Raw genomic sequence first — 21386 nt, 5'->3', positions numbered from 1 at the left:
TCACCTCGCATATATAATGAAAGCAATCAACATAATAATGCTAATTGCTCTATTAAAATATTATCTACTAAATTATAAGAGCGATTGTTTTCATATTTTTTCTATTGAGAAACAAGTTGCTTTTCATACCGTTTGTTCGCATCATCTTCTGTCAAAATTACAGTTGTGTAATTAATAATATTCCGGTTATCATATGTGAATATATGATCCAACTTATTTTCTTCTGTTAATATTATTGGTAAGTATCTTTGTAAATTGCTAACTACACCTCTATTATCATCTAATATCCAATCAATTTCTTTCCATTCTAATAATCCTTCCGACGTACTTAATGGCGTTTCCATATGCACTCCATCTGGTAAATCAGCAATGAATACATACATTCCCTCACTATCCCAAGACTCTTCTTTATCTTTAAAAATAACATTCCCCTTATACGTTACACTTGGAAGCTCTATTCCCGTTCCCTCAAACGTTTCTCTAATGATTCCTTCGTATGGCGTTTCATTATCTTCTATTTTCCCTCCGACGCCATTCCACATTCCCATATTCGGCTTTTTATTTCTATTCAATAAGAGTATTTCATTTCCTTTTCTAATGAAGCAAATTGTGTACTTATACATACGTCCATTTCCTTTCCTTTACACATGAGTTATTTAGCTTATTTTTAAGTAAAAACACTCGCCTTACAATTCCTTATCACATAATATATAGTACAACTTTCATACGTAAACACTTTACGTAAAGCGAAAGAATCCTTTTTAGAAAGGAGAATTAACATCGATACTATAAGCAATGAATTTCTAAAACTTTATTACGACAGCAACGTTTGGTTACATGATACACACTGGCTCGGGGTCCCCATTTTCAAACTTCCCTCTGATCTTTTTTTGTATCAAGAAATTATTTACGAATTAAAACCCGATTTAATTATTGAATGTGGCACTTGTTATGGTGGTAGCGCATTGTATTTAGCTTCTATATTAGATTTAATTGGAAAAGGGCACGTTGTTACTATTGATATATTTCCTCAACCAAATCGTCCATCCCATGACCGAATTACGTATGTAACAGCTTCTTCTGTTTCTGTACATGCCGTTCAAACTATATTAAATATGCGCAAACCTGATGATGTGATTTTAGTTATTTTAGATTCTGATCATAGTAAAGAGCATGTATCAAAAGAACTTTTACTTTATAAATCTATCGTTACTACTGGTAGTTATATTATTGTAGAGGATACATCTATTAATGGAAATCCTGTTTCTCCCGATTGGGGCCCCGGCCCAATGGAAGCTGTAGAAGAGTTTTTAGCTAAAAACAACAACTTCATAATTGATGAATCTAAACATAAGTTTTTCATATCATTTAATCCAAAAGGTTTTTTAAAGAAGATAAAGTGAAACTTTAATAAGTGGGGTTTTGTATAACCCCACTTATTCTATGATCTTCATTTTTGAAAAAGGATAATATACAAATTCTACTTTGCCTATTATATTATCTTCTTCAATATATCCTAAGCCATTTCGACTATCTCTACTAAGCTCACGATTATCTCCCATTACAAATAACTTATTTGGCGGAATTTTTGTCTTTTGAAAGTTATAAAACACTTGCGTATTATTGAATAACTCTTTATTTGTATACGGTTCTTCTTGTTTTTTATCATTCACATACACTGATCCATTCGTTATGTTAATTACGTCACCAGGAAGTCCTATTACTCGTTTTACATAATATTTCGACCCATCCTCTTCCTTTATAATGACAATTTCTCCGTGCCCTAAATTAGAAAAATGTACTGCTGCTTTATTTACAAATACGTAGTCTTCTTCATATAAAGTCGGTTGCATCGATTTCCCTTCCACTTTACATAAAGTAAAAGAATGATAGGCTACTACCAAAACAAACACAAACAGTATGTATTTTCCCCATCCTCTTTCAATCTCCTCTTTCATATCCATTCCCACCTTATTTAAACGCTTTTTAACTCAAAAAATATATCACTGCACAATGTGTTTCCATGCAGTGATATTATTTTTACTGGGCCTTGTTCGGTTGTTCTACTGGGACTGGATTTTCACCCGCTCTTTTCGCTTTCAATTCAAAATACGCATCCAAAATCTCTTTACCAATCGCGGAATTAATTCCTGATTTGTCATCATTCACCCAAGGTACAACAACTGAAAAAGCTACTTCCGGATCAGCATCAAATGGTGCATAACCGGCAAGAGTTAAATTATAACATTTTTTTCGGTTATAGTTTTCATCTCTTCCAATATCACTTTCTCCGCCATACACGGTTTCAGCTGTTCCTGTTTTTCCAGCTGGTTTATACGGTAATCCTTTAAACGTTGCAGTACCTGTCCCGTCAGTTTCTTGAAAAACTCTTCTAAATCCTTCTTTTACATGATTAATGTATGAAGTGTCCATATCCACTCGATTTAAAATAACTGGTTCAATAGACCGAACAACTTTTCCAACATCCTCTGGTCTATGTGGTTGCTCTCTCACCTCTTGCACAATTTGCGGTTTCATTCGGTAACCACCGTTTGCAATGGTTGAAATATATTGAGCAAGTTGAAGCGGCGTATATGTATCGTATTGTCCAATCGCATAATCAAGTAAAAAACCAGGTATGGTATCCGTTCTACCCATTTGACCAATCGATTCATTCGGCAAGTCAATACCAGTCGGTACACCTAAGCCAAATTGTCTAAAATAGTAGCGCATTTTATTAAATGTCTCTTGTTTAATGTCTAATGGATTGTTTGGCACATAATTTATACCTGCCATCTTTAATGCTGTATTAAACATATATACGTTTGATGAAACTTGTAAAGCTCTTAAATCATCAATATCTCCAAAGTCTTTCCACGATTTCTTTGGCTTAGTACTTCCTTTAAAATACATTGGTGCATCGAAGAAATGCGTATACGGCTTAATTGTTTCAGTTTGATATCCGGCTAATAACGTAGCCCCTTTCACAGTTGATCCTAACTCATAAGAACTTGTCATCGTTCCTAAAGCAAAGTCTTCTATTTGCATGCTGCCATCTTTATTTACAATTTTCTTTCCTGCCATTGATAAAATTTGCCCGTTTTTCGGGTTCATCATTACGACGAACGCGCGATCCATCATCGGTTCTGCAGAATGAAATGCTCGTAAATTCTTTTCAAGACTTTCCTCTACTTTTTTCTGTAACTCCATATCTACTGTTAACATTAAGTTGTTACCACTTTTTCCTTCGGTCACTTTTTCAGTTCGAATAATATTTCCCGCTTTATCTGTAATATTTTTCGACTGTTCTTTCGTTCCATGTAATGCATCTTCGTACTGTTTCTCGATGTAGCTCTTACCAATGCGATCATTTCGGTTATAATCGCGCACTAAATAATAATCTAACTGTTCTCTTGGCAAACCCTCATTTTCAGTAGAAACGCTACCAAGTATGGAACGAAGTATTTTATCATTTGGGTATTCACGTTCCCAGTCTACTGTCGTATCCACTCCTGGTAAACTTGCCAATCTTTCACTTACGATTGCATATTCATTTTGACTTACATCTTTTTTAACAATTTGCGGCGTCATTTTATATCCCGCATTCATCCTACTTTTAATTGCTAGTACTTCTAGATCCTCTTTTGATAGTTCGCTTAATTCTTCTGGCGTAATTCTTTCACGGCGCAACTCTTCAACCTTTTTATCTAATTCTTTCCCCTCTATCTCTCGCTTCCTAAATGTACTCTCATCTTCTTTCGTTACTTTTTCTGCTGCTCGTTTTTCGTTTAACTGCATCCAAAAATCTTTTTTATCTGTTTCTGTTAACTTAGCTATATCTTCTGGCGACATTTCTATTAGCTGAGCTAACTGTCTCGCTACTTGTAAAACTTCTTTCGAATCTACTCCTTTCATTTTCGTATATGTAACGGTTCGTAGTGGTTTGTTATTTACAATCACTTGACCTTGCCGATCAAACATTTTCCCTCTAGGAACAGGTGTGCTTACCGTTACATCTTCCTTTTTGTTCACTTCATTTCTATACGTTTCTCCATCAATGATTTGTACTTTACCTAATTGAATTATAATAGCTGAAAATAAAAGAAAGACGATAAAAAATAGTACATTTAATCGAAAAGGAATATGAGTCTTTTTCTTTTTCGATTGTTTCTTCTGCTCCTTTTTCTGTCTCATTTCGCTCCCTCGCTTCATTCTATTAACATTTCTACATAGAACCATTATGTATCAAATTTATTTATATGATATATATAGAATTTTATATTAATTACTAAAGAAATAAAAGATTTAATTTTCAGTTTTTTAATTTTACAACCTATTTATTACCATTCCCTTTAATACGTCATAACATGAATTTTCTTCTGAAAGAAAGAGTGTATGCAATTCTTTTTTCATACCATTCATTTACATTTCTCTGTATACTACAATAAAAGACATTACTAAGGAGAACATGAAATGACAGATCCATTCACAATACATACTAATACGTCATATTGTTTAAACTTTATGATTTATATTCAAAATATTTATCTTAACCAAAAAGAGAAAAAGGAAAATTTTAAATTTCCTTACATAGCAAAACAAGTAAATTTCTCTACTGGCTTTGAAGTGAATTTCAAAGAATTATGGCATACACTTCGCAAACAAATTACTGACGACAAATATGATTTCCACATTTTTCATGAGGAAAACCATATCTTTTACGAGAAGCTTTTTGACAATCAGTTATGTAATGAGGAATCCTTTAAAGAAATACTATATAGTTTTAAAGTATGGTGGACTAGCATAGTAGGTCAGCATTCATTAGAATGGTCTGTAAGTGAGTATAGTACGCAACTTTATAATGATTTAGTTTTATACTTAAAACAAAACGAAATAGAACCTTTACAACAGCTACACATTAGCTTACTTTATGACGATTGTGTATTCGCTAAAGAAAACATTTCTTCCTATTCTGCTATTTTTCCAACCAAAGCCTTTTTTATAGGTTATAGAGATGTGGTTGCGACATTATTGAAATATTTTAAACAGTGATTACTCAAATAAAAAACTGAGGTGGATACCTCAGTTTTTCCGATAACTTATTTCATTGAAGATAACCCTTCAACAAACTCACCAATCTTATTTTGAAAAACAAAATCAAAGTTATATTCTTGCCCTGTTAACTCTTCATTTACTAAGATCGTTGTTGCTCCTATTTCCCTCTTTGCGATTTCCGGGAATGAAGCAACAGGTTGTACTTTTAATGAAGTGCCCATAACGATAAATACATCTGTCTCATATAAACGTTTTATCGCATTTTGATATTGCGGCAATGTATCTCCGTATAAAACAACGTCTGGATTTAAAATGAAATTACACTTCCCGCAGCGAGGTACTTCATGATCAATCATATACTGCAAATCATATCTCGCTTTACACTTCGGACAATGTGCTGTTTGAAGTGTTCCATGTAAATCAATGACATGCTTACTACCGCCTAATTGATGTAAACCGTCAATATTTTGCGTTAAAATCGTAATGTCTTTCCCTTGTTCTTCTAATTTAGCTAAAAAACGATGGCCACGATTTGGTTTATATTGATGAAACGTATTAATTTGAAAGATTTCTTTATAATGCTTCCAAAATTCTTTCGGACTTCTATTATAATATCCTCTTGATAAATACATCTCCACATTCGCATCAGCATACAATCCATTTGCTGAACGGAAATCTGGGATACCACTTTCCGTACTTGCTCCTGCGCCTGTTAACACTGTAATTTTCTTCGCTTTTTCTAAAATTGAGCGTACTTCTTTAAATTGTTGCACAAAAATCACCTCTATGTATATTGCTATACTTATTATACCAGTTGTTTACAGGAGGTGTCGTACGATTCGTTTTATTTAATGCGTCGCACCCCCAATTTTCACTATATCCACCTCAACTGTCGTCGTTACCTCTACTGCCAATTCTATCCCTTTACTAATAGTAGAAAGTGACATACTCGGTTGACCTGGATAGTTACTCGCTTGTTCTGGTAAGAACGGAATATGAATAAATCCGCCTTTTATTTTCTTATCACGTTTCACTAGTTCATGCATAAGACCGTAGAATAAATGATTACAAACGAATGTACCTGCTGTTTGTGAAACGGAAGCTGGTATGCCTTCTTCTTGCATTCTTTTTACAATTGCTTTCATTGGAAGTGCAGACCAATAGGCAGCTGGTCCTTCTTCTACAACCGGTACATCTACCGGCTGATTCCCTTCATTGTCAGCAATTCTTGCATCATCAACGTTAATTGCGACACGCTCTATCGTAATATCTGGTCTGCCTCCAGCTTGTCCAATACATATAATCATTTCAGGGTTTAGTTCTTCTATATATTCTTTTAAAACTTGTATTGATTTATGAAATACAGTTGGTACTTGTTTACTAATAATCTTGTATTCTCCCACTATTTTTTCATTCAAACTCTTTGCGACTTCCCAAGCCGGATTGATACTTTCTCCGCCGAACGGATCAAATCCTGTTAGTAATACTGTTTTCATAGTTTTTCCCTCCTAATTAGAAACGATATACAAGACCGTACATAATAAACATATTGATAATAAAGATTGAAAGAGCAATTGGTACTTGTGCTTTAATAACCGCATTTTTATCCTTTAGCTCTAAAAGCATCGCCGGAACGATATTAAAGTTTGCTGCCATTGGAGTAAGCAATGTTCCGCAGTATCCAGCAAACATTCCAAGTGCCGCCATAATTGCCGGATTTCCTCCGTGCATTTGTACAATTAAAGGTAAACCAATTCCGCCAGTAATAACAGCAAACGCTGCGAATGCATTCCCCATTACGACTGTAAAGAGCATCATTCCTAAACAATATGCCATAACAGCAACGAACGGATACTCTGTCGGTAACACTTGGCCGACTAAATCTGAAACGACTTGTCCAACACCAGACTTCGCGAAAATACCGCCAAGTGCTGCTAACATTTGTGGTAAAATGACAGCCCAGCCGACAGCTTGTAATAGTCTGCTTCCTTCTTGAACAGGCGTTGTTATTTTCGATTTTGTAATACGCATCGCCGCAACGAATGCGAGTAATGCTCCTAGTGCTAATGCAACTAACGTTACTTTATCTGGATCAACAAGGGATACATTCCCCCATTTGATTTTCCCTAACGTTAACGTACCGATAATTGTAAAAATAGGAATTAGTAGTGCAGGCATAAAAATTTTATTTTTTAATTTCTCCGCATGTTTCACACGTTCTTGTACTGGTACTTCTTTCTCCTCTGACTTTGTTACTTTATTTAATGAAGCTAACACGACCATAGCGAGCACGATACAACCAACGTAAAACGAAGGTATTACATTTCCGAATAAAAACGTAATGGCAAATAACGCCCAAAATAAGCTAGAACCAAATTGATTTGGATGTTCACGATCAAATACAATACGAACAGCGATAAAGGCAACGATTATACCTAATACGTAATAAATTGTATCCATTGTGATAATGTTCATTTTATATTGCCTCCTTCTCTTCTTTTTCTTTTGATGTCATCGTTTTAGCTATATATTTATCAAATCTTCTAAATCTGATCCAGCTTACGATAAGTGCAGATATTGCAGTTGGAATACCCCAAAGAGCCATATCCCATACACCGACATGCATACCTACTGAATCGAAGAATCCTTTCATTAATAAAATAGCTCCAGTCGCGATAAATATATCCTCTCCGAAAAACCAAGCTGTATTTTCCGCAGCTGCTGCGTTTGCTTTAATTTTTTCTCTTAACTTTTCTGGGAGTTTACCATATCTTCCTTGCGCAGCTCCCTCTGCCATCGGTGCAACGAGTGGTCTTACTGTTTGTGCATGACCACCAATGTTCAGTCCAAGTGCTGCCGATGATTCTCTTATCGTAAAATATGACATTAATACTCTTCCAGTTGTTGCGCCTTTTGATTTCGTAATAAGTGCTTCTGCTCTTTCTTTTAAACCGTAACGCTCTAAAATTCCGATTACCGGTAAAGTTAATATAATTGGCATAGACATATATCTATTTTCTATGAAAAATTTACCGAACATACTGATGACATCATAAAAGCTTAATCCTGAAACCATACCAGTAACAATACCTGCAACCATAACTACTAATAGTGTATTTAATCTAAATAAAAAACCAACTGCAACAAGTAGTATCCCGATTAATTTAATCATTTCTAACAATTCCCCCTATTTTTTATTTCGGTGCACAAATAGAAATACCATTAAGTTTGAATGTTCTGTATATTTTTCCCGCAAATTGGACTGCTTTCTCTCCATCACCATGTAAACAAATTGTTTGTGCGTGAACCGCTACTTTCTCTCCGCTCACCGCGTTTACATACCCCTCTTTCACCATTTGAAGCACTTGCTTTATCGCTTCGTCTTCATTTTTTATGAGCGCATTTTCTTCTGTCCGGCTCGTTAACGTTCCATCTTGCTTATACGTACGATCTGCAAAAGCTTCTTGTACGAGAGTTACATTATATTTTTCCGCAGCCTGTATAAACGCCTCGCTATTTGCTAATCCGTAAAGTAATAGATTGGGATTACTATGATAAATTGCCTTCGTGATTGCATCTGCAATTTCCGGATTTGTCGCCGCCATATTATATAGGGCACCGTGCGGTTTTACATGATGCATTTTCCCGCCTGCCGCTTTCACAAAAGCATCTAATGCGCCGATTTGATATAAAACGTAATCGTATACTTCACTTGCTGAAACATTCATGTTTCTTCTTCCAAATCCAATTAAATCAGGAAAACCAGGATGCGCCCCTATTGCTACATTGTGCTGCAGTGCCTTTTCGACCGTTTTCCTCATTACAGTCGGATCACCCGCATGAAAACCACAAGCAACGTTTATAGAGGAAACGAACGGAAGAATTTCATCATCATTCCCCATTTTATAAGCTCCAAAACTTTCTCCTAAATCACAGTTTAAATCGATTGTCATCACGATGTTTTCCCTCCCAATGTCAGCTTCGTAAAGCGATGAATTTCTTTAATAGACTCATATTTACTTCTTGTTCTATGTACAATTGTTCCGCTTCTTCAAGCGTAATTTTCTCAAATGAAACATAGTCCCCCGGTTTTAGCTGAGCAAGAAGAGGTAAATCTACTGAAATGATATTTCCCATTCTCGGATAGCCACCTGTCGTTTGCCTATCTGCCATTAATATAATCGGCTGTCCACCGTTTGGCACTTGAATCGTTCCGAATGTAACGGGGCTCGATAAAATCTCTTTTTCTTCCACTCTATTTAAAACTTCTCCTTCAACTCTATAACCCATACGGTCAGCGTAATTAGATACTTTATACTCTTTCGTAAAAAATGCCTGTATACTTTCTTCTGTAAATTGATCATATTCAAAGTTAGTTATGACACGCAGCTTAGGATACTTCTTATACTTTGGCAGTACGCTTTTGCTAATTGCCCATTTCGTTTTGTTTCGTTCATCGTTTTGTAAGTTTTGAATGCAACGACTCGCCATTTCTGTGTGCGTTCCAATTTGAAAATAATCTCCTTTTTTCAGCATTCTTCCTTCAATACCACCAATTGCAGCACGTATGTAAGTACTTTTGCTTCCCATTATGCGATCAATCTGTATACCACCTGCAAAAGTCACATACGCTCTGCAACCGCTTTTCACTTTCCCAAAACAAAGCATACTACCTTCTTCCGCTAAAATGGGACGCCATAATGGAATACGCTTCCCATTCAGTAACGGCTCCATATTTGCTCCACCAATCGCAAGTAAAGTCGTTTTCTTTATTAACAATTTAGGCCCCATAATTGTCATTTCGAGTCCCGCTTCATTCTCTTCATTACCGACTAACAGATTGATCATCCGAAGTGCACTTTGATCCATGGCCCCGCCAACTGGTACACCGTATTGTTGATAATGAGCTCGCCCTAAATCTTGGACTGTTGTAAACATTCCTGCATGTAAAACTTCTACATCCATTCTTTAGCCCCCTCAAGTGATACGTACTCTTCCTTCGTTATTGGGATAAATCGTAAATACATACCGCTTTGAATATATGTTGGTGTTTCTTCTGCTGGATTAAATAAGGAGATTGGTGTTCGACCGATAATATTCCATCCACCCGGTGTTTCAAGCGGATATATACCTGTTTGATTTCCGCCAATACCTACCGAACCAGGAGCAATTTGTAACCGTGGTGTTTCTTTTCTAGGTGTTTCTAGTTCTTTTGATAGCCCTCCTAAATACGGGAATCCCGGTGTAAAGCCTAACATATATACAAAATATGTTGTTTCACTATGTATGCGAATGACATCCTCCGCTCGTAATCCTCTATAATGTGCGACCTCTTCTAAATCAGGTCCATATTCTCCCCCGTAGCAAACAGGTATAGAAATATGTTTCACATCCTGATTTAATTCTTCTTGATACGAATTACAAAGCTCCTGTATATACCGGCAAACGTAATGATATGACCCTTCACTTCTCCCATTTCGCTCCCATACTTCGTATACGTTGTAGTAGACCGCTAATGAAGTGAAAGATGGTACACACTCAACCATTCCTGTAAACGGGTACCGTCTCAACGCTTGAAATAATCGCTGCACTTTTTCGTATGTCTCCATCCCAATTTCTTCACCAAATGTAACAATAATTGCTTGATCCCCTAACGCAGAAAATTTCATCCTACTCCCTCTTTCTATGCCAAAAAGCCGAGTTCTTTCGAAATTCGATGTGCTGTTTCTTTCACCTTCGCAATAAAATATGCAATGTTACTTTCGTTATACTCAATTGCTAATCCCGAAATACTAATACCTGCTACAACCGTTCCATCACTTGCAAAAATAGGAGCTGCTATAGCCGCTGTATGATTTTCTAACTCAGAGTAGCTAATTGTGTGCCCTTCCTTTTTCGCCATTTGTAACACTTCTAGCAATTGTTCCTTATCCACAATTGTTCCATCCGCAAACTGTTTTAAATCTGTTTCCTCTATGTACTTCCGTTGCTCTTCCTCAGAGAAATACGATAGTAAAATTCTCGGACATGCACCCGCATAAAGTGGCGCTCTTCTTCCAACAGCTGTATACACGCGTACAGGCTGAGCACCTTCCATCTTTTCCACATAAATCGCATCATTACCATCTTGAATAATTAAATTAACTGCCTGCCCTAAACTATTTCTAAGCTCTTTCATATAGGGAATCGCAATATTTCTTACTGATAATCTTTGTGAAACAAGTTGACCGAACCGTAAAAAAACGACTCCGAGACGATATTTCCCCTTCTCGTTTTTTTGTAAAAACTCCATTTCTTCTAACGAGCCAATTAAACGATAAACAGATGTTTTCGGCATACTCGTAAGCTGAACCATCTCTGTTAAACTGAGCTCTTCATGCTCATAAAACAACTCTAAAATATCCATTGTCTTAACTGCCGTTTTATTTATACTCATTCTATCTCCCTCTTGTTCCGAATTTCGGAACTTATATTCCATTTTTCGAAACAAACATATAATTTAAAATTATAAAATATTCTTTCAATTATATCAATATTTTTTTCAAGCCTATGAACCGATATATTTGTCAGTAGTTTAAAAAACGTAAATAATTAAATTCATTTGTAAATTTTTAAATCAAGTTATTACATTCCTCATATATTTCGTTTATCATAATATGCACAAAATTAAATATAAGGGGTGTTTCTTTTGAAAAAGTTTCTAGTGATTCCTGCTATTATGTTATCTTTTTGTATAGATTATAATGTGACATTTGCGACAAACGAGGATACGAAACTAAACTCTCAAATTGAACAACGTACCATAACTAACGAAGACGTTGCATTTTTCGGATTAACCACTTATACTTCCAACTATTTAAATGGAGATAATTTAAGCGTTCTTGTACAAAATACAGGTGATTCTCCTTTTAGTTATACTTTGTATAACGCTAAAGGTGCTTGGATGATTGACGGAACTTTAAAACCTGGGGAACAAGCGATAAGTGAATTCGATATTCACTGGACTGATTGGCTTCCTGACGGTGAATATAAAATTATTTTTAGAAATAGAGACGGTTCACTTTCCAAAGTACATATTGCCACAAAACTATTAGAATAAAAATTACAATAAAAAAGTACAGAAGTGTAGATTTGAAATAAAATTTGATCACCTTTCATTCATAACACTGATAGAAAAGAAAATATAAAGAGCATGTATTAATCAATACACGCTCTTCTCATAGTTATTCGAAATATTCTTTTTTTAACACGATTGATTGTTCCTTCGTACAACTAACAAGTCTTTTAGTTACATATTACTTATTTTTCAAAATCGTTCTTTTAGCTTTTTTAATAATTCTACTAGTTGATTTTATGTCAGTATCCTTTGCCCATTCTTCACATAGGTTCATTACCCAATCCGGTTTAGTTTTACTGGCATCATTTAACCAGTTTCCAACCGAATCTTGTACATATTTTGATGGATCTGATTTAAGTAAATTAAGAATGGGAAGTGCTTTTTCAGGTTCTTGTTTTAATATTTCAATATGTTTACTCCATACACCTCGAGGACGAATAGATTCTACAGAGAACCTGCGAATATTCTCATCTTCACTTTTTGCCCATTCTACTAACAATGCCACACTTTCTTCTATATTTTGTGAAAGATCTTCTCTAATAGACATCCAAGCAATTTCTCGAACACCAAAATGATGATCCGCCGCAAAAGGTCGAATGTACGTTAATGTATCTTTTAATGTGTCATTTGATTTTTTATTCATAAACGCTGCCCAACATCGTACACTATCTGAAATATGATCAGATAATTTTAACAGTATGTCTTCCTTGTTTCCTTCATTCTCTTTGAGTATAATTTCATCCAATAAAGTTCCTGTTTTTCGTATGACTTTCATTCCTCTTTCAACGTTCTGTTTTTCTAATTCAGCTACTATACATTCCAAACTATTCTTGAGTCCTATTGAAGGTAAGACATTTTTAAGTAGTTCAATATGATTTATAGATAGCCATTCTGTTAGATTAACACTTTCTATTTTCCCTTGCTGTAGTAATTGTAAGACCTCTTTAGGAATTTCGTTTACTTTCCTGGCTCCTTTCCTGTTTAAGATAACTTCTGCTTCTTTCGTTATCATTTAAATTCCCTCCTTGCAATACTATCTTCAAATAAACAGAGGCCATTCTGAAAAATAATAATCAAAATGACCTCTGTCTTTCTTAAATGAACATTCAGTTTTACAAAAAATGTGATGTAAATCCACCGGAAGAATATTTCTCCCATACTTCTTTATAACGCTCTTACTTGTTTCAACGGCCAGAAAACAGCTTGGCCTTTTCCGACAATTTCATCTTCTGAAATAAATCCGAACATTCGACCGTCTTTCGAAACTTCACGATTATCTCCTAAAACAAACACTTGGCCTGCTGGCACTTTCGTTTTTCCAGTGATTTGTTCTAACGTAAAGTCTGGAGTTAATACACGGCCTGCTGCTTTTTCTTTAAACTCTTTTAAATATGGTTCTTCCATCGCTGTTCCGTTTACATATAAAACATCGTTTTTATACTCCACTGTATCGCCTGGTAAACCAATCACTCGTTTTACTAAATCGTATCCTTCTTTTCCGTGGAAGACGATAATATCAAAGCGATCTAATCCACTTATACTATAACCAATCTTATTCACAAGAACTCGTTCGTTATTTTCTAAAGTAGGCATCATCGATTCACCTTGTACTAATGAAGGTGTAAATAAAACACCGCGAATAATAGCAATTAATACAAGAGTAAATCCTATCGTTTTAGCCCATGAGAATAATTCTTTCTTCGTATTTTCCTTCATCGTTTCTCCTCTTTCTTAACTGTTTATTGTATGATTTGAACTAATTCTTGTACTAAATTAGGATCAATTTCAGAAAAACATGATTTCCCTTCTCTAACCGCTGTACCGACATGAGCTTGCGAAATTCCAGTTTCATCTAGCAATTGCTTTATATTTTCTTTTGTCACACCAGCTCCAACTACAAGCTGAATTTGACCACCGCTTACCTTTTGCATTTCTGCAAGCACCGGAATATTCTCTACTATATTTCCTTGTCCACCTGAAGTTAAAACGTGAGTCACTTTATGAAAATTCTTTAAAGTTTTCATCGCTTCTACTGGATTCTCTATATCATCTATCGCTCGGTGATACGTTACATTTATTCCCTCTACAACAGATAGTAAATTCGCTAATTTCTCTTCATCCACTTCATTTCGTTCGTTTAATACACCTAATACAACACCAGCTGCACCTAACTTCTGCGCAATGATAATATCTTCCTTCATCATTTCAATTTCTTCTTCCGTATATGTAAAAGACTTCGCATGCGGACGAATCATAACGTGAATCGGTATATGTACTGCTTCTACCGCTTTTTTAATAAATGCATAACTCGGCGTTAAACCGCCTTCTGTATAAGATGTAATTAATTCAATTCGCTTCCCGCCAGCTCGTTCAATTCGTTTCACATCTTCTAAACATGTTGCAATAACCTCTAGCATGAGATGACCTCTTTTCGTGCTTTTTTCTTATTATACAGTAGCTGAAATAAGAAACATAGCATTCTCCTATAAAACTGTAAAAAGAAGAATGAAAAGAAAGATTTTTTTTATTGATTGCCTTCATTGTTAATATTATATTCTACTAAAAAAGGAGTAACCCCTAGAACTTCTGACTAGGTGTCACTCCTTTTTATTTTACAAAAATACTAGGTTTCCCCTATACATTTAGTTATTTTTCTTAGTTACTTCATTATAATAGTGGCTAAATGCTTCTACTAATGCGTCAACTGACGCATACAATTCTTCTGGTGTATTATCTACCCCTCCCATTTCAATAAGTAATGCATTGGGAGAAAGGTCTTGATTATATACTCCGTTCCCGCTTTTACGATCTTTAATAAAAATCCCTCGGCTTAAACCGTAATACTTCTCATCTAAATAGGAATTTATTGCCGTTACTATTTTTTTATTTTTTTCATAGTTAGGATTTTCTCGTCCTAAAATAAAATAAAGCCGAGCATAATTCTTTCCGTTAATATTTTTTGTTGTAATATTTTTTCGTGCATCGTCTCTATGAAGGTCCATTGGAAACATAATATTTTTATCTTGTGCTAATTTATCTTGTAATATTTGACGGGATCCTTTGTAAGATTGGGCCCAATTTAAATTTTTATTTCGCAGAAAATCCCTCATATTTGTCGTATCATGTGAAACACCTATTCCTTTTTCTTCTAACTTTTGTTTTAAATAGTTTCCAACAAACGTAATATTCACTTCATTATTTGTACTGGAAGCATCATCGGGTATCGTAGCACCTGGAATGAGAGGAATAAACGCTTCCCAACTATGTGTATGATAAATAAAAACTTTATTTTCACCGTTATTTTGTGTATTTGAATTTTCACCAGTAGAATTGTTTTCTTTCCCACTCTTTGGGTGTTTAATAGCAGTACCTTTATCTTTAATGTTATCTAAAGGAATACTGGATTCTTCAGGAATGTTCGTATAATCTGTTCCTTCCCCAGCAATTAATATTTCCGAATAAAATTGATTCATATTAGGAAGTTCTCTAGTTAATAAACTTCGGAGATCATTTACATTAATGTTTGTAGAAAGTGACAGTAAAAAAGATTCCAAAGACGCTCGTCCTTTTTCTTTATGAAATTCTTCTGCAAAATAACGATTTTCACTTCCTATCATATACATAAGACCTTTAGTAGAATTCGTTCCTAATAACTGATTCATATAAAATGATTTAAATACGCTGGAATTACTAGAAATGAAGAATGAAGTGAGGATACATATAATAGTGAATAAAATACATATCACTACATATCTTACATTTAATACTTTCAGTTTAATTTTATTCATTTTATATCTCCCTTCATTTACTATATTCTTACGCTTAATTTTCAATGAATATGATTAATAATTTAATAGAACTGCCTCAAACTACTATGTTTTCATTTAACCTCTTTCCGTAAAGCAAATGAGGTTAAAGTTGCCATATGCAAATATCATCAAAGATTTTAAAACAAATTAAATAACCTGAGTCTATATAAATATAGAACTCAGGTTATTTAATACTGTTTACTCGATAGGAGGCACTGCATTTTGATGGACTTTTTTATTTTCCATGTCAATGCCTAATTGGTCTTTCAATAACTTCATACCTTTTTTTGTAAGATGGACGGCTCTATTCTTATCCGTTTTTGTAATCCATTCCTGTTCAAAAAATAGTTTTGCTATCGCAGATCCTAACCAACCAGAAATATGGTAGCGTCGTTCACTCCAATCAAGACAAGGTTTTGCAAATACCCTTCTCTTTATATCTGCCGTTTCAATATTTATTCCAAAATTCAGAAACCATCGCTTACCTTGTTCCGTTACAATGTATTCTCCTTCCTTTAAAATTATAAATTCCCTATGTAGTAATTTTTCAGTTATCTCTACACCGAGTCTGCCTGCAAGATGATCATAGCAAGTTCGAGCATAACGAATTTGTTTTAATTGATCCGATTGTTTTAAAGACCGAACTTGGACTGATGGTGCAATTGTTCCTAACTTTTCAAGAACTTCTGCTACCTCTTGATTAGCAAGTCGATAGTAACGATGTCTACCATGTTGTTCAACTGTAAGTAGATTCCCCTCTACTAATTTAGAAAGATGAGAACTAATCGTTGGATGTGACACCTTTGCCATATAAGCCAATTCGCTAGCAGGTAGTGCCTGATTATTCATTAGACAATCTAAGATAATTGCTCTTGTAGGTTCAGCAATTAGTTTAGCTATATATGAGATATTCGGATATACATTCATATTTCGATGATACCCTAACTATTAAACTGATACAATTATTTTAAGTTTAATAGTAAAGGAGAATGTATTATGAATGCAATTAATCTTAGTATATTAAATTTGAAAGAAACGAGAAGGCGCTCAGAAAAATTATGGAATTCTCTTCCCGATAATTTTCTTAATTGGAAGCCTGATCATGAAGCTATGTCCTTTGGTGAGATGATTCGTCATGTATGGAGCTCAACTTTTTATTATCATATGATTTTAAAAAACAACGGCTCAATAAATGATATACATTTCCCGTATGATGACGAGCCAATTACTTGTGTAAAAAAAGAAATTGAATTGGCACAATCGTACTTTACTGACTTCATAGAGTATGTTCAATCCATAAGCATAGCTGAGCTAGATTCAACCCTTATTGATCGAAGCGATGTTGGCTATCAAAGATATTTAGGCGACATGCTATTACGAATTGCCTATCATGATGCGGTCCATACTGGTCAATTTTTACAATATTTACGAATGATAAACTTGGAAAGACCTTTAATTTGGGATTAAATATAACAAATGTTTACAAAGCTTTCAAACTGGCATTATAATAATACGCAACCAATTATCTAACTAGTCAAAATTCTTTTCGTTAGTTAAAAAGAGCAATTTAGTTGTTGTACGATAATGAATATATGGGGATGATCACGTGAAAAAGCACTCTGAATTAAAAAAGCATTTATGTGAACTGGAGGAAAAACTATTAGAACCTAAAACTCGTACAAATCCAGCAGAACTGGACAAATTACTTGCAGACGATTTTTTTGAGTTTGGAAGTTCGGGAAACGTTTGGTATAAGAAGGATTCTGTTGGTGGAGACGGACTTAGTGTGAGAGAAATGACTCTTTGTAATTTTGAAATATTCCCTTTATCGAAGGATACTGTGTTGACGACATATCTTGTAAGAGATGAAACTAGAATGCAGAATACTTTGCGAAGTTCCATTTGGAAACTGATAAATGGAACATGGAAAATGTTTTTCCATCAAGGAACACTTACAAAATCATGATAACCATTTATACTAAAAATTTACATCTCAATTTGGTACGTCGTACACATAAAAAGCACGTGTTCGATTACTAATCAAACACGTGCTTTCAAAACAACTATATTGTCCATAAACAATAAAATGCAAGTTAAAAAAACTACGACCGAAACGCCGCATCCGCTAACATAGATAGTGTTGCATCATCCATCGGCGGATTGTGCAATCCTGCTCTGACGTTTAAATAGTAACGATGAAGCGGATTTTTTTCTGATAAACTTTTTGCTCCTACGATGCGCATTGCTTTATCTACAATAGATATTGCCGCATTTGTTACAGCATATTTCACTGCTGCTAGTTCGGCTTGCAATGATAGTTTATCCTCTGCCTCATCGTACTTTTTCGCAATTTGATATAAAAAGACGCGAGCTTGCATAAGCTCAAGTTCTAATTCTCCAACTAATCTTCTAACATTCGGCAATAAACTAATAGAATGATTTAAACTATTTGGCTTGTATGATCCCGCAAACTGAACTGCATAATTTCTTGCTGATTGTGCAATTCCTAAATAACATGCTGGTATATGTAGCAACCAGCCAATACCCTTTTGTTTCACTTTCCCGCCCTTTACATCTGTAAAAAAGCGACTTTCTATCTCTACATTTTGTAAGACAAGGTCATGACTAGCAGTCCCTCGCATCGCAACGCTATCCCACGTTTCTTCAATGGATACACCGAGCGTATTTCTCGGAATGACAAACTCTCCAACTTCTTCTCGACCTTCAATACTCGCTGAAATAATAAAATAATCAAGTATTGGCGCCATCGTTGTAAAAGTTTTTCTTCCATTTATAATCCACTTCTCGCCTTGTTGAACCGCTATTGTTTCTGGCTTACCACCACGCGTCGGACTCCCTGTTTTTGGTTCTGTTGCTGCCCGATTAAAGAGTGCACCGTTACGTACTTCTTCGCAAAACCATTTGAACATCTCATCATTCCAAGAGTGATTTTCCGCTAGCTCTTTCACAATGCCAATATGCCAGCCAATCGATAACGCAGTAGCTCCACAGCCTTCCGCGATTTTCTCTTGAAATAAAACGAAGTCATATAAAGAAATCGCACTACCACCAAATTCCTTCGGTAACGTTAATTTCGTATATCCGATATCTTTCAAATCACTTATATTTTCATACGGAAATGATCCTAATTCACTTAGTTGATGCTCTCTTTCCATGAACTTCGGAATCAATTTATTTATTTGTTCAATAATGAAAGATTGTTCTTCTGTTTCAACAAATGAGAGTGCCATACTATAATCTCCTTTATGTTCGATTCATCAACCGCTCACTTTTTCATTATGATTATATGAAGCTACCTCTCTATTGTTTCACTATTCCGATAAAAATACAATGTTTTTGACCAATAAGAAAAGTTCCCATTTAAAATAGGTTCTTTTCTTATATTAGTCTCCCTTCAATGCCTTTAACGGCAAAGAGGTTACATATCCAATGTACGAGAATAATTCTTTAAAGAAGAATGGTATTTCTGTGTCTAACGTTTTATATGCTGATGTCGGCGTTGGTGAAGCATACGCTTCAATATTAATATGTTTTGCGATTCTCATTGCGCGTTTCATATGAAGTGGATCACTTACAATCGTGTATGTGCGTATTCCGTTCTCTATTCCAACTTCCTTCGCATTCTTTAAGTTTTCTTCTGTGAAAAGGGATTTTGTTTCAATTAAAATATCTTCCTCTTTTACACCTTGTTTCATTGCATATACTCTTGCAGTACGCGCTTCCTCAAGTTCTGCCTCGAACTTTGTACCACCTGTAAAAATAATCTTTTTAATATTTCCGTTCTTATATAAAGAAATCGCATGATTAATTCTTTCTTTAAATACAGGAGATGGTTTTCCGTTCCATGAAGCTGCTCCTAGTACGATACCAGCATCCGTTTTCACACTATCATCTGTTTTAAAGCGATAGCTCCAAATATCGTAAGCTGCATAACTTACATATAAAATAGCAGAACAAATCATTAGTAAAAATACTTGAAAGATTCGTCTTTTCTTACTCTTCTTATTTTCTTTCATTTGTAATTGCCTCCGTACATCATCCATACTTCTATAAAAAAACATTTATATCAAATCGTTTTGTTTGAGTTTATTTAAAAGAAGGAACTTTACTTGTTATTTATGTATAAAAGGGTTTTCATTTAAAATTGAGGATTATCAATTCATTTTTATTTGCGGTTTTCATTACATATTTTCAATTCATAAGTTTATTACCATACAACTACATTGTAACGAATTTTTTCTCAGAAGGGAACGATGAAACAAAAGGAATTAAAATAAAGTAGCATTTTGTAAGAAAAAAGGTATATTTTTCATACATCACGAACAATATACCTTTCAAAACACGAATTATAACTTTTCTTTATACAACTCTAAATTTTCTAATAAACGTGCTTTCACAACTGGCCATTCACTTGCGATAATACTATACACAACCGCATCTCTCACATGACCACTTGGCAATTTTCTTTCGTTTCTAAGCACACCCTCTTTTACTGCACCTAACCTTTCAATTGCTCGTTGTGCTTTTTCATTTCTTGCATCCGTCTTAATTTGTACTCTCAGCATACGTAATTTTTCAAAAGCATACTGGAGAAGCATGTACTTACACTCTGTATTTATACTCGTACGTTGCACACTTGGATGATACCAAGTCAGCCCTAACTCGACTGTCTTATCTTCTACTGAAATATTATATAGACGTGTACTTCCTACAATCGTATTCGTCTGTTGATCCACTACAACGAAAGGTATTTGAGTACCCTTTCCATAACCCTGTATCGCTTTTTGAACGTATTGCTGCATATCTTGCGCACTATCCATTTTAGAAATTAAATACGCCCAAATATCCCGATTTCCTTCTACAATCGAAAACAAAGTTTCGACATCCTCACTATCTATTATCCGTAACTTTGCTCTTTCGTGAATTATTTCCATTTGAAAGCCCCCTTTGTTGTTACTATATCATATGAAAAGAAAACGTTTTATAAGAATAATAGAATGTATTTAAAACAATTCCTTTTCAAATATATTCTTCTCGTATAAGGCGGGAAAGCTCATCACTAACCTTTAAAAAGGGAAATTTTGATAATTCCCAATAAATGCTATGTAATGATAAATGGGAGGGGATGAAAATGCTAGATCAAATTACTTGGGGAACACCAGGCAGCTTATTATGCTTAGGTTTCTTTTTTGCAGGACTAGGAATCTTCTTAAGAAGCATGACGTCATATTCAAAAAATAAATAAAAACATCACAAAAACAGAAAATAGTATATTTTCACATTTTAGGATATTTGATTTTCTTAGCATGATAGTGATGTGGGAATAACCCGATTTTAAACAAAAGAAGCCTTCCTTTTACAGAAGGCTTCTTTTGTTAGAGATT

The 21386-nt window shown here is 34.7% G+C and carries 24 protein-coding genes; 5 read left to right on the top strand and 19 right to left on the bottom strand.

The genetic code is table 11. From position 1 onward, the window contains the following. Positions 1–101 precede the first annotated feature (101 nt). Complete coding sequence (locus tag QCI46_RS12265) at positions 102–623, bottom strand: NUDIX hydrolase (RefSeq protein ID WP_353840377.1); 522 nt, start codon at positions 621–623, stop codon at positions 102–104. A 156-nt stretch (positions 624–779) separates the two neighbouring features. Between QCI46_RS12265 and QCI46_RS12260 the strand changes: the two genes are divergently transcribed. Beyond that, positions 780–1403, top strand: coding sequence for a CmcI family methyltransferase (locus QCI46_RS12260; RefSeq protein WP_033658741.1), 624 nt, complete (start codon positions 780–782; stop codon positions 1401–1403). Positions 1404–1436: 33 nt separating this feature from the next. Here QCI46_RS12260 and lepB (QCI46_RS12255) read toward each other — a convergent pair whose 3' ends face one another. Both lepB (QCI46_RS12255) and QCI46_RS12250 read right to left on the bottom strand, forming a co-directional pair. Then, complete coding sequence (gene lepB / locus QCI46_RS12255; protein WP_353840376.1) at positions 1437–1958, bottom strand: signal peptidase I; 522 nt, start codon at positions 1956–1958, stop codon at positions 1437–1439. 82 nt (positions 1959–2040) lie between these two features. Next, positions 2041–4194, bottom strand: coding sequence for a peptidoglycan D,D-transpeptidase FtsI family protein (locus tag QCI46_RS12250; protein ID WP_353840375.1), 2154 nt, complete (start codon positions 4192–4194; stop codon positions 2041–2043). Positions 4195–4473: 279 nt separating this feature from the next. Here QCI46_RS12250 and QCI46_RS12245 point away from each other — a divergent pair, with 279 nt between their 5' ends. Next, a complete protein-coding gene (locus QCI46_RS12245; RefSeq protein WP_353840374.1) occupies positions 4474–5052 on the top strand; it encodes a hypothetical protein in 579 nt (192 codons plus the stop codon). Between the two features lie 47 nt (positions 5053–5099). Here the strand turns inward: QCI46_RS12245 and QCI46_RS12240 are convergent, their stop codons facing one another. The 8 genes from QCI46_RS12240 to QCI46_RS12205 all read right to left on the bottom strand — a co-directional run bounded on the left by QCI46_RS12240 (position 5100) and on the right by QCI46_RS12205 (position 11491). Then, positions 5100–5828 (bottom strand): NAD-dependent protein deacylase, encoded by a 729-nt coding sequence (locus QCI46_RS12240; protein ID WP_353840373.1) that lies wholly within the window; start codon positions 5826–5828, stop codon positions 5100–5102. Between the two features lie 75 nt (positions 5829–5903). Further along, positions 5904–6551: a pyroglutamyl-peptidase I gene (gene pcp / locus QCI46_RS12235; protein ID WP_353840372.1), complete on the bottom strand. Its 648-nt coding sequence runs from the start codon at positions 6549–6551 to the stop codon at positions 5904–5906. A 16-nt stretch (positions 6552–6567) separates the two neighbouring features. Then, positions 6568–7530 carry a DUF979 domain-containing protein gene (locus tag QCI46_RS12230; protein WP_353840371.1) on the bottom strand — a complete coding sequence of 321 codons (963 nt, stop codon included), beginning with the start codon at positions 7528–7530 and terminating at the stop codon, positions 6568–6570. Position 7531: 1 nt separating this feature from the next. Further along, positions 7532–8227, bottom strand: coding sequence for a DUF969 domain-containing protein (locus QCI46_RS12225; RefSeq protein WP_327989009.1), 696 nt, complete (start codon positions 8225–8227; stop codon positions 7532–7534). A gap of 22 nt (positions 8228–8249) precedes the next feature. After that, positions 8250–9011, bottom strand: coding sequence for a 5-oxoprolinase subunit PxpA (pxpA, locus tag QCI46_RS12220; protein WP_353840370.1), 762 nt, complete (start codon positions 9009–9011; stop codon positions 8250–8252). 19 nt (positions 9012–9030) lie between these two features. Next, on the bottom strand, positions 9031–10020 hold the full coding sequence (locus tag QCI46_RS12215) for a 5-oxoprolinase subunit C family protein (protein WP_353840369.1): 990 nt from the start codon (positions 10018–10020) through the stop codon (positions 9031–9033). Beyond that, entirely contained in the window at positions 10011–10724 is a 714-nt protein-coding gene (gene pxpB / locus QCI46_RS12210; protein WP_353840368.1) for a 5-oxoprolinase subunit PxpB, read from the bottom strand. The genes QCI46_RS12215 and pxpB overlap by 10 nt, the downstream gene beginning before the upstream one ends. 14 nt (positions 10725–10738) lie before the next feature. After that, complete coding sequence (locus QCI46_RS12205; RefSeq protein WP_087984561.1) at positions 10739–11491, bottom strand: IclR family transcriptional regulator; 753 nt, start codon at positions 11489–11491, stop codon at positions 10739–10741. Between the two features lie 252 nt (positions 11492–11743). On the opposite strand from QCI46_RS12205, the gene QCI46_RS12200 reads away from it, so the two are divergent. Then, positions 11744–12154, top strand: a complete 411-nt coding sequence (locus tag QCI46_RS12200; RefSeq protein WP_353840367.1) for a hypothetical protein — start codon at positions 11744–11746, stop codon at positions 12152–12154. A 196-nt stretch (positions 12155–12350) separates the two neighbouring features. On the opposite strand, the gene QCI46_RS12195 is transcribed toward QCI46_RS12200, so the two are convergent. From QCI46_RS12195 to QCI46_RS12175, 5 genes are all read right to left on the bottom strand, one after another. Further along, positions 12351–13184, bottom strand: a complete 834-nt coding sequence (locus tag QCI46_RS12195; protein WP_353840366.1) for a DNA alkylation repair protein — start codon at positions 13182–13184, stop codon at positions 12351–12353. A 152-nt stretch (positions 13185–13336) separates the two neighbouring features. Continuing rightward, a complete protein-coding gene (gene lepB, locus QCI46_RS12190) occupies positions 13337–13888 on the bottom strand; it encodes a signal peptidase I (protein WP_199695180.1) in 552 nt (183 codons plus the stop codon). A 23-nt stretch (positions 13889–13911) separates the two neighbouring features. Continuing rightward, positions 13912–14589 (bottom strand): copper homeostasis protein CutC, encoded by a 678-nt coding sequence (locus QCI46_RS12185; RefSeq protein WP_353840365.1) that lies wholly within the window; start codon positions 14587–14589, stop codon positions 13912–13914. Positions 14590–14814: 225 nt separating this feature from the next. Next, a complete protein-coding gene (locus QCI46_RS12180; RefSeq protein WP_088609233.1) occupies positions 14815–15960 on the bottom strand; it encodes a stage II sporulation protein P in 1146 nt (381 codons plus the stop codon). Between the two features lie 219 nt (positions 15961–16179). Continuing rightward, positions 16180–16908 carry an ArsR/SmtB family transcription factor gene (locus QCI46_RS12175; RefSeq protein WP_353840364.1) on the bottom strand — a complete coding sequence of 243 codons (729 nt, stop codon included), beginning with the start codon at positions 16906–16908 and terminating at the stop codon, positions 16180–16182. Positions 16909–16977: 69 nt separating this feature from the next. Here QCI46_RS12175 and QCI46_RS12170 point away from each other — a divergent pair, with 69 nt between their 5' ends. After that, complete coding sequence (locus tag QCI46_RS12170; protein WP_353840363.1) at positions 16978–17448, top strand: DinB family protein; 471 nt, start codon at positions 16978–16980, stop codon at positions 17446–17448. Between the two features lie 139 nt (positions 17449–17587). Further along, positions 17588–17947, top strand: a complete 360-nt coding sequence (locus tag QCI46_RS12165) for a nuclear transport factor 2 family protein (protein WP_353840362.1) — start codon at positions 17588–17590, stop codon at positions 17945–17947. 136 nt (positions 17948–18083) lie between these two features. Here QCI46_RS12165 and QCI46_RS12160 read toward each other — a convergent pair whose 3' ends face one another. The 3 genes from QCI46_RS12160 to QCI46_RS12150 form a co-directional block, all read right to left on the bottom strand. Further along, entirely contained in the window at positions 18084–19232 is a 1149-nt protein-coding gene (locus QCI46_RS12160) for an acyl-CoA dehydrogenase family protein (RefSeq protein ID WP_098858050.1), read from the bottom strand. Positions 19233–19385: 153 nt separating this feature from the next. Then, positions 19386–20018, bottom strand: a complete 633-nt coding sequence (locus tag QCI46_RS12155; protein WP_000662223.1) for a YdcF family protein — start codon at positions 20016–20018, stop codon at positions 19386–19388. Positions 20019–20348: 330 nt separating this feature from the next. Continuing rightward, positions 20349–20936 (bottom strand): GNAT family N-acetyltransferase, encoded by a 588-nt coding sequence (locus QCI46_RS12150; RefSeq protein ID WP_353840361.1) that lies wholly within the window; start codon positions 20934–20936, stop codon positions 20349–20351. Positions 20937–21386 lie beyond the last annotated feature (450 nt).

The organism is Bacillus cereus group sp. RP32 (assembly GCF_040459735.1).
Lineage (GTDB): Bacteria > Bacillota > Bacilli > Bacillales > Bacillaceae_G > Bacillus_A > Bacillus_A wiedmannii.
This window is presented reverse-complemented; position numbering and strand designations above follow the sequence as displayed.